The organism is Falsiroseomonas sp. (assembly GCF_051859025.1).
In the GTDB taxonomy this organism is placed as follows: Bacteria; Pseudomonadota; Alphaproteobacteria; order Acetobacterales; family Acetobacteraceae; genus Falsiroseomonas.
The window spans coordinates 207,310-216,282 of record NZ_JBHYGL010000040.1; the positions used below are offsets into that span (position 1 = coordinate 207,310).

General features: G+C 71.5%; 7 protein-coding genes. 4 read left to right on the top strand and 3 right to left on the bottom strand.

The features are described from left to right. Positions 1 to 263: 263 nt before the first annotated feature. On the bottom strand, positions 264 to 1,421 hold the full coding sequence (gene hemW, locus ACTIE5_RS28240) for a radical SAM family heme chaperone HemW (RefSeq protein WP_439553074.1): 1,158 nt from the start codon (positions 1,419 to 1,421) through the stop codon (positions 264 to 266). A gap of 93 nt (positions 1,422 to 1,514) precedes the next feature. Here hemW and ACTIE5_RS28245 point away from each other — a divergent pair, with 93 nt between their 5' ends. From ACTIE5_RS28245 to ACTIE5_RS28255, 3 genes are all read left to right on the top strand, one after another. Beyond that, the gene (locus tag ACTIE5_RS28245; protein ID WP_439553075.1) at positions 1,515 to 2,000 is read left to right on the top strand and encodes a YbaK/EbsC family protein; all 486 of its coding nucleotides are present in this window, start codon (positions 1,515 to 1,517) and stop codon (positions 1,998 to 2,000) included. After that, the gene (locus tag ACTIE5_RS28250; RefSeq protein WP_439553076.1) at positions 2,000 to 2,389 is read left to right on the top strand and encodes an MAPEG family protein; all 390 of its coding nucleotides are present in this window, start codon (positions 2,000 to 2,002) and stop codon (positions 2,387 to 2,389) included. Before ACTIE5_RS28245 ends, ACTIE5_RS28250 begins: the two co-directional genes overlap by 1 nt. Positions 2,390 to 2,558: 169 nt before the next feature. Further along, the gene (locus ACTIE5_RS28255; RefSeq protein ID WP_439553077.1) at positions 2,559 to 4,349 is read left to right on the top strand and encodes an ATP-binding protein; all 1,791 of its coding nucleotides are present in this window, start codon (positions 2,559 to 2,561) and stop codon (positions 4,347 to 4,349) included. Between the two features lie 3 nt (positions 4,350 to 4,352). On the opposite strand, the gene ACTIE5_RS28260 is transcribed toward ACTIE5_RS28255, so the two are convergent. Then, positions 4,353 to 6,476, bottom strand: a complete 2,124-nt coding sequence (locus ACTIE5_RS28260; RefSeq protein WP_439553078.1) for an acetate--CoA ligase family protein — start codon at positions 6,474 to 6,476, stop codon at positions 4,353 to 4,355. 80 nt (positions 6,477 to 6,556) lie between these two features. On the opposite strand from ACTIE5_RS28260, the gene ACTIE5_RS28265 reads away from it, so the two are divergent. Beyond that, positions 6,557 to 8,017 carry a protein adenylyltransferase SelO gene (locus tag ACTIE5_RS28265; protein ID WP_439553079.1) on the top strand — a complete coding sequence of 487 codons (1,461 nt, stop codon included), beginning with the start codon at positions 6,557 to 6,559 and terminating at the stop codon, positions 8,015 to 8,017. Positions 8,018 to 8,062: 45 nt separating this feature from the next. On the opposite strand, the gene ACTIE5_RS28270 is transcribed toward ACTIE5_RS28265, so the two are convergent. Beyond that, positions 8,063 to 8,973 (bottom strand): hypothetical protein (locus tag ACTIE5_RS28270; protein ID WP_439553080.1); only part of this gene is annotated, 911 nt, incomplete at its 5' end.

The window sequence follows — 8,973 nt, forward strand, 5'->3', positions numbered from 1 at the left end:
CAAGGGTTCCAAGGGCCCGCTGGCCCTTGGCCGGGGGTGCGGGGGGGCGGAGCCCCCCTGCATTGATGGCTGGTGCGGGGGGGCGGAGCCCCCCTGCATTGATGGTTGGTGCGGGGGGGCGGAGCCCCCCTGCATTGACGGTCGGTGCGGGGGGGCGGAGCCCCCCTGCGTTGACGGTCGGTGCGGGGGGGCGGAGCCCCCCTGCGTTGATGGTTGGTGCGGGGGGGCGGAGCCCCCCTGCGGCCTGACAGCTGCTGCATCCGCTAACGCAACAACACCGGCAGCAGCGCGTCCAGCCTCAACAACCCATCCGCCGTCGCGGCGAGGCGTCCATCTGCCCGCCATTCAAGCAACCCCTCCTCCGCCAGCCCGTCCAGCGCGCGGCGATCGACGCAATCCTCGAAGGGCAGGGTGCTGCGGGCCTCGATGCGCGCGGGGTCGATCCCCTCATGCAGCCGAAGGCCCATGAGCAGCGCTTCGCGGGCGCGGTCGCGGGGGGACAGCGCCTCCTCCTCCACCACCGCATGGCCATCGCGCCGCACCCGCGCCAGCCATTCCTCCGGCGCCCGGTGCCGGCGTGCGGCCCGTAAGGTGCCATCGGCGAAGGACAGGCGCTGATGCGCGCCGGCGCCGATGCCGAGGTAGTCGCCGTATCGCCAATAGGCGAGGTTGTGGCGGCTTTCCGCGCCCGGCTTCGCGTAGTTCGAGACCTCATAGGCGCGAAGGCCGAAGCCGGCGGCTTCCTCCGCGGTCGCGGTATAGAGGCGCTCCGCCTCCTCGCCCTCCGGCAGCGTGAAGGCGCCGCGGCCGAAGAGGGTGGCGAATTGCGTGCCGGGTTCGATGGTGAGCTGGTAGAGCGAGAGATGGTCGGCGGCCAGGGCGAGAGCCTGGCGGAGTTCGGCGCGCCAGGCGGCTTCCTGCTGGCCGGGGCGGGCATAGATCAGGTCGAAGCTGAGGCGCGGGAAGGTTTCGCGCGCGGCTTCCAGCGCGGCGATGGCCTCCCGCGTGTCATGCTTGCGGCCGAGGAAGGCCAGCGCCACGGGGTCCAGCGCCTGCACGCCGAGGGAGGCGCGGTTGATGCCGGCTGCGCGGAAATCCCGCAGTTTTGCCAATTCGACGCTGGTGGGGTTGGCCTCCAGCGTGATCTCGATATCGGGCAGGGGGTCGAAGAGGCGGGTGGCGTCCTCGATCAGGGCGGCGGCGGTGGAGGGGGCCATGAGGCTCGGCGTGCCGCCGCCGAAGAAGATGCTGGCCAGCGGGCGGCGTCCGGCGCGTTCGGCTTCGCGGGCGAGTTCCTGGCGGAGCGCGGCGGCGAAGGCCGGCTGGTCGATGCGGTCGCGGACATGGCTGTTGAAGTCGCAATACGGGCACTTGGCGGCGCAGAAGGGCCAGTGGATGTAGAGGGCGAGGGGTTCGCGCATCGGGTTCCGTGGATCGGGCAGGCGCGTATATGGCGGTCCCGGGGCGGCGTGGCGAGGTCGGTGGTGGCCCGCGGCAAGGCGGATGGGGGGGCGATGTCGGGCGGATCGGTCGAGCGGGTGAGGGCGGCGCTGGCGGCGGCGGGGCATGCCGATACGATCCAGGCCTTCGCGGAGGGCACGCGCAGTGCCGCGGATGCCGCCGCGGCGGTGGGCTGCGATGTCGCGCAGATCGCGAAATCCATCATCTTCCGGCCAGGGGAAGGGGCGGGGTCGCGGGCGGTGCTGGTGATCGCATCCGGCGCCAATCGCGTGGACATGGGCAAGGTGGCCGCCGCGACAGGGTTTCACGTGAAACGCGCGGATGGGGGATGGGTGAGGGAGGTGACGGGCTTCGCCATCGGCGGCGTCGCGCCCATCGCGCATCTGTCGTCGCCGGTGGTGCTGGTGGATGATGATCTGTTCGCGCTGGACAGGGTCTGGGCCGCGGCGGGTTCGCCCCTGCATGTGTTCGAGACGACGGCCGAGGCGCTGCTGCGCATGACGGGCGGCCAGCGGGCCGATATCAGGGAGACATCGTGATGCTGCCGGTCACGGCCTTCTATGCGGGGCTGATCGCCTTCGGGTTCGTCTATCTGTCGCTGCGGGTGGTGAAGCAGCGCCACGCCTATCGGGTGGCGCTGGGCACGCCGCATCGCCTGGTGGAACGCGCGGTGCGGGCGCATGGCAATTTCGCGGAATATGCGCCGCTGGCGCTGGTGCTGATGGCGCTGTGCGAGGCGAATGGACTGCCCGAATGGGCGGTGCATGTGCTGGGGGTGGTGCTGCTGGCGGGCCGCGCGCTGCACGCCTTCGGCATTTCGCGGGAGCCGGAGGTGATGAAGTGGCGCTCCCTCGGCATGGGGCTGACCTTCGCCATGCTGGGCGTGGCCGGGGCGGCACTGATCGGCCTGGCGGCGGCGGGGATGTGACGCGGGGGCGATCTTCCGCCAAGGCCCGGGCCGATCCATCCGCGTCCCGGACGGGCAGCCTTGGTGGTTCACACGCGGTTGTGAAGATTTGTCCACTTGCGCGGAGTGTTGGCGATTCAGGTGCTCGCCGCGCTTTCAATGGCAGCCCGCTGGCTCCATTTTTGACGACATGATTCCCACCCTGGATATCTCGACCGCCTTCCTGGTGAGTGGCGTGGTCGGCGCGGTTGCGACCGTGCTGGCGGATATCACGCTGCGCCGCGAGCATGACCTGCCCTGCCGGCGGGCCTGGGTGGGCTATTCCGCGGCCCAGGCGATCGCCTGCTTCCTGAACGCCACGCGCGGCGGGACCCTGCCGGAGGAAATCGGGGTGGTCGGCGCGAACGGGGCGCAGATCCTGGCGATCGGCCTGCTGTGGCTGGGCGCGCAACGGTTGCGGGGCGTACAGACGCCGGGGTGGGTCGCGGTCCTGCCGGCAGCGGTCTGGCTGCTGGCCTGCCTGCTGCCGTGGTTCCTCGAGGAACGCATGGTGCGACACCTGTTGCTGTGGCCTGTCTGCCTGGTGATGCTGGCGGCGACGGCGCGGGAACTCTGGCGGGCCGGGGACGAATTGTCGCTGCCAAGCGCGAAGACGCTGAGCCTGGCGGTGTGCGTGGTCGCGATGCTGCCGGTGCTGCGCCTGGTGCAGCTGGCCCTGGAGGCACCCTACAGCCTGGGCATCGTCACCGTGCTGATGGTGGCCGCGATGGGCACGGCGGTGCCCTTCCTGGCGCTGTCGGTCGCCATTGAACGGATGCAGCAGTTGCGGGCGCAGGGCGAGGCCGCGGCGGCCAGTGCCGGCCGGGCGGGGATCGAACGCCTCCTCGGCGGGCTTCCGGCCGTGATCTTCCTGCGCGAGCAGGGCCCGGACGGTGCGCTGCGCCTGCTGTATCGCGGGGGGGGCCTGGAGACGGTGCTGGGGTGGCCGGCGGCCAGCCTGGCCGGCCTGCCCGATTTCAGCGCCTACACCAGGCCGGAAGACCCCAAGCTGGTGCAGTTCCTGCCGGTGATGCTGCGTGACGGCCACGCCACCTACGAATGGCGCATGCGGCAGCCCGATGGGACATGGCGCTGGATGCAGACGCTGATCCGGACCCTCTGCAAGCGGCCGGACGGCACCGTCGAAATTGTGGGATACACCCTGGATATCACGACCATGCGTGAGGCGCGGGCGCAGTCCCTGTCGGCGGCGAGGCTGGCCTCATTGGGGGAGATGGCGGCCGGGCTGGCGCATGAGCTGAAACAGCCGCTGCAGGCCATCTCCCTGGCCGCGGACATCGCGCAGCTGGCGCTGGGGCGGCAGGATGGGGCGGAGGCTGACAGGCGGCTCGACACCATCACGGAGCAATCGCAGCGCACGGCATCGCTGCTCGACCAGCTGCGGCGCTTCGCGCGGGGTGCCGAAGCGGATGAGGCGCCGGGCCCGGTGAAGCTGGCCGATGCGGTGGAGGGGACGCTGGACCTCATGCGCTTCACGCTTCGAGCGAGCTCCGTCTGCGTCGAGGTGGCGCTGGGCGATCCGCCGCCGGTGGTGCGGGCGCAGGCGATCCTGCTCCAGCAGGTGCTGTCCAACCTGCTGCTGAACGCGCGCGACGCAGTGGCCGGGCTGCCGGCGGGGGCGGTGCGACGGATCAGAATCTCCGCCGAGCCGGTGGAGGGCGGGGGGGCGGGCGGGATGGTGCGGCTTGTGGTGGCCGATACCGGCGGTGGCATCCCGGCCGCGGTGATGGGGCAGCTGTTCGAGCCCTTCGTCACCACCAAGGGGCCTGACCGCGGCACGGGTCTCGGGCTGTCCATCTGCTACGGGCTGGTGCGGTCGATGGGTGGCACCATCGAGGCGCGCAACGATGCGGAAGGCGCGGTCATCACGATCATGCTGCAGGCGGTGGATGAGGAGCACCACGCGGCCGCGGCCGCGTGACGGTCAGGCGCGCCGGACGATCAGCGCATCGACGGCGGTGATGCTGTTGCCAGTACAGATCAGGGGATTCACGTCGATCTCCTCGATTTCGACGGCGTGATCGGCGACGAAGCGGGAGAAATCCGACAGGATTGTCGCCAGTGCCGGGACATCGATCGGCGGGGCGCCGCGAAAGCCGTCGAGGAGGGCCGCACCCTTCAGGCGGCGCAGCGCTGATTCGGCCGCGGCCGGGGTGAAGGGGGCGGGGAGGAGCGCGGTGTCGCGCAGCAGCTCCGCCATCACGCCGCCGAAGCCGAAGGCGACGAGGGGGCCGAAGGCGGGATCGATGCGCGCGCCCATCAGCATCTCCAGGCCGCGCGGCACCATGGGCTGGACCAGCACGCCGGCGATGCGGTCCGCCGAGGTGGCGGCCAGCGCGCGGTCCATGATGGCGTCGAAGGCGGCCTCGACCTGGGCGGCGTCGGCCAGGGCCAGGCGGATAACGCCGGCCTCCGTCTTGTGGGGGATGTCGGGGCTTTCGGCCTTCAGCGCGACGGGGAAGCCAAGCGAGGTGGCGGCGGCGGCGGCCTCGGCGGCGCTGCGGGCCAGGCATTCGGGCACCACGGGGATGCCGTAGGGGGCGAGCAGTGCCTTGGCCGCACGCTCCGCCAGCACGCGGTCAGGTGCGGTGCGGAGCGCGGTGGCGGCGGCGGCCCGGATGGCCCGCGGCGTGGGGGCGGGGGGTTCCGGCAACGACGCGTCGCGCCTGAGCCAGGCGGCGATGGCGGCGAACAGGCGGGGCAGGCTGCGGAAAGTGGCGATGCCGGGCTCGGCCTCCAGGCTCAGCACGCCCTCGCCCTCCAGCCATTCGGTGGCCCAGTAGCAGCAGATCGGCTTGCCGTGGCGGGCGGCGAGGCGCTTCCAGGCTTCGAAGCGCGTGGCGCCGAAGGGGTCGGCATAGGGGTAGATGACCATCAGGCACGCATAGGCGGGGTCCGCCAGGAAGGCGCTGGCCGAGGCCTCGAAGGCGGTACCGTCATTCAGCGCCATGGCGGTGACGTCGCAGGGATTCCGGGCGGCGCCGAATTCGGGGACATGGGCGCGCAGCGTTGCGGCGGTGATGCCCTCGGGCTGGGGGAGGGGGACGCCAAAGGCCTCCGCCTGGTCCGCGGCCGCGACGCCGAAGCCGCCGGAGGCGAGGACGACGCCGACGCCGTGCCCGCGCGGACGGCCAGCCTTGGCCATGAAGCGGGCGGTTTCCATGACGGCGTCGAGGCTGTCGACCAGGATCGCGCCCTCGGCTTCCAGGATGGCGCGATAGGCGGCGTGATTGCCGGCCAAGGCGCCGGTGTGGGAGAGCGCGGCCTCCGCCCCCTGGTCGCTGGCGGCCATCTTGTGGATGACCAGGGGCTTGCCGGCGCGGGCGGCGATGGCGGCGGCCTCCGCAAGTTGGCGCGGATGCTCCACGCCTTCGAAGACGGCGGCGATGGCGCGGCAGGCCTCGTCCTGCGCCAGATAGGCGATGAGGTCGGCGATGCCGACATCGGCGGCGTTGCCGACGGGGATGGCGTGGCTGACGGCGACGCCGCGCTCCATCGCCTGCGCCAGGGCCATGCTGACGGAGCCGGATTGCGTGACGATGCCGATGGCGGCCTCGTCCATCGGCCGGGGCTCCGGCATGCGGCCGAACATCATCCGCGCGCCGATCGCGTAGTTGGTGGCGCCGAGGCAATTGGGGCCGAGCAGCCGGGTGCCGGTGCCCGCGACCATCGCCGTGAGGCGCGCCTGGAGGGCGACCAGGTCGGGGTTGCGCGTCTCCGCATAGCCGGAGGCGTAGAGGATGACGCCGCCGACACCGGCCTCGATGCATTCCGCGATGGTGGCCTCCACCTGGTCCCGGCCGAGGGCGACGATGGCGCAATCCGGGGGGGAGGGCAGGGCGGACAGGGCGGGGAAGCAGGGCGTACCCTCGATCGTGCCGTAGCGGGGGTTCACGGGATGGATGGCGCCCGCGAAGCCGCGGAGGTTGCGGAGCGTGCGGAGGCCGAAGGAACCCTCCCGCGGGGAGGCGCCGATGATGGCGATGGAGGCGGGGTGCAGCAGGCGGCGGAGCGCGGCGTGGGCGTAGGGGGCGCGGAGGGTTTCCATGCGCCATTCTCGACCCTGGCCGGCGTGGCGGGAAGCCGGGTGGGGTTGTGTGGCGCGATGCGGGGGACGATGTGGCTGGTATGAGCACCTCATCCTGGCCCTTCGACAACAGCTACGCCCGCCTGCCGGAGCGTTTCCACGCCAGGCTGGACCCCACGCCGGTGGCGGCGCCGTGCCTCATCAAGGTGAACCACGCGCTGGCGCGGGAGATGGGGCTGGACCCGGCGGCGCTGGAATCCGCGGATGGGGTGGCGGTGCTGGCGGGGAATGCGGTGCCGGATGGCGCGGCGCCGCTCGCGGCCGCCTATGCGGGGCACCAGTTCGGGCATTTCACGCCGCAGCTCGGCGATGGGCGGGCGATACTGCTGGGGGAGGTGGTGGGGCCGGACGGGCGCCGCCGCGACATCCAGCTGAAGGGATCGGGGCCGACGCCCTTCTCCCGCCGCGGCGACGGGCGGGCGGCGCTCGGGCCGGTGCTGCGGGAATATGTGATCAGCGAGGCGATGCATGCCCTCGGCATCCCCACCACGCGGGCGCTGGCGGCGGTGACGACGGGGGAGCATGTGTTCCGCGAAACCGCCCTGCCCGGCGCGATCGTGGCGCGCGTGGCGTCGAGCCATATCCGCGTCGGCACCTTCCAGTATTTCGCGGCGCGGGGCGATGTGGAGGGGATCCGGATCCTCGCCGACCATGCCATCGCGCGGCACTATCCGGAGGCGGCGACGGACGAAAATCCCTATCGCGCTTTCCTCGAAGCCGTGGTGGCGCGGCAGGCGGCGCTGGTGGCGCAATGGCTGCTGGTGGGGTTCATCCATGGCGTGATGAACACCGACAACATGAGCGTGGCGGGGGAGACGATCGACTACGGCCCCTGTGCCTTCATGGATGCCTATGACCCCGGCGCGGTCTTCAGCTCCATCGATCACGGCGCCCGCTACGCCTATGGCAACCAGCCCCGCATCGCGCAGTGGAACCTGACCCGCCTGGCGGAGACGCTGCTGCCGCTGCTGGCGGCGGAGGAGGAGCCGGCGCTGGAGGCAGCGAAGCAGGCGCTGACGGGCTTCGGGCCGGCCTTCCAATCCGCCTATATCGGCGGGCTGGCGCGGAAGATCGGGCTTTCCTCCGTGCGGGATGGCGATGCGGAGCTGGCGCAGGATTTCCTGACGCTGATGGCGGAAGCGGGGGCCGACTTCACCCTCGTCTTCCGCGCGCTGGGTGATGATGACGCCCTGCGCGCGCTGTTCGCCGACCCCGCGCCGCTCGATGCCTGGCTGGATCGCTGGCGCCTGCGGTTGGAATCGGACCCGCAATCGCCGGAGGAACGCCGCGCGACGATGCGTGGCGCCAACCCCGCCTTCATCCCCCGCAACCACCAGATGGAGGCGGCGATCCTGGCCGCGGTGGAACGTGAGGATTTTCGGCCGTTCGAGGAATTGCTGGACGTGCTCGCCAGGCCCTTCGAGGACCAGCCTGACAGGGAGCGGTTCATGGTGCCGCCGAAGGCGGAGGAACGCGTCCTCGCGACCTTCTGCGGCACCTAGGGCATGATCCGTCCGGTTGAACGGATCATGCCCTGATCCCGCGGGCTACATGAACAGCGCGTTGTACTGGCCGGTGGTCATCGCGCCGATCTGCGTGGTGGTGAAGCCGCTGACCTGAGTACCGGTCAGGGCGGCGATGTCCGTCGTCTCCAGCCCCGCGATCTGGGTCGTGGTCAGCGCCCCCAGCTGCGTGGTGGTGAAGCCGAGCATCTGGGTCGTGGTCAGCGCGGTGATCGACGTGCTGGTCAGCGCCGTGACCTGGGTGGTGGTGAGGCCGCGGATCTGGCTGGTGCCGAAGCCCACCACCTGGGTGGTCGCCAGCGCGCCGAGGCTGGTGGTGGTGAGCCCCGTGACCTGCGCGGAGGTGAGCGCGCCGAGCTGTGTCGTCGTCAGCGCATTCACCTGGGTGGTGGTGAGGGCGGCGATGTCCGTCGTCTCCAGCCCGCGCATCTGGGTGGTGCCGAGGCCGGCGATCTGGGTCGTCGTCAGCGCACCGATCTGTGTGGTGGTCAGCGACGCGACCTGGTTGGTGGTGAGGCCGCGGAGCTGCGTGGAGGTCAGGCCGCCGAGCTGCGTGGTGGTGAGGGCGGAGACCTGGGTGGTGGTGAGGCCGCTGACCTGGCCCGAGGTGAGGCCGGCGATCTGGGTGGTGGTGACGGCGCCGAGCTGCGTCGTCGTCAGGGCCGCAAGCTGGGTGGAGCCGAGGCCGCGGAACTGGGTGGTGGTGAGCACGCCGAGATCAGTGGTCTCGAGCGCCGCCGCCTGTGTGGAGGTCAGCGCGCCGAGCTGGGCGGAGGTGAGGCCGGCGAACTGGGTGGTGGTCAGTGCCGCGAGGTCGGTGGTCTCCATGCCGCGGATCTGCGCGGTCGTGAGCGCGCCGATCTGCGTCGTCGTCAGCGCGCCGATCTGCGTGGTGGTGAGCGAGGCCACCTGGGCGGAGGTGAGGCCCACGGTCT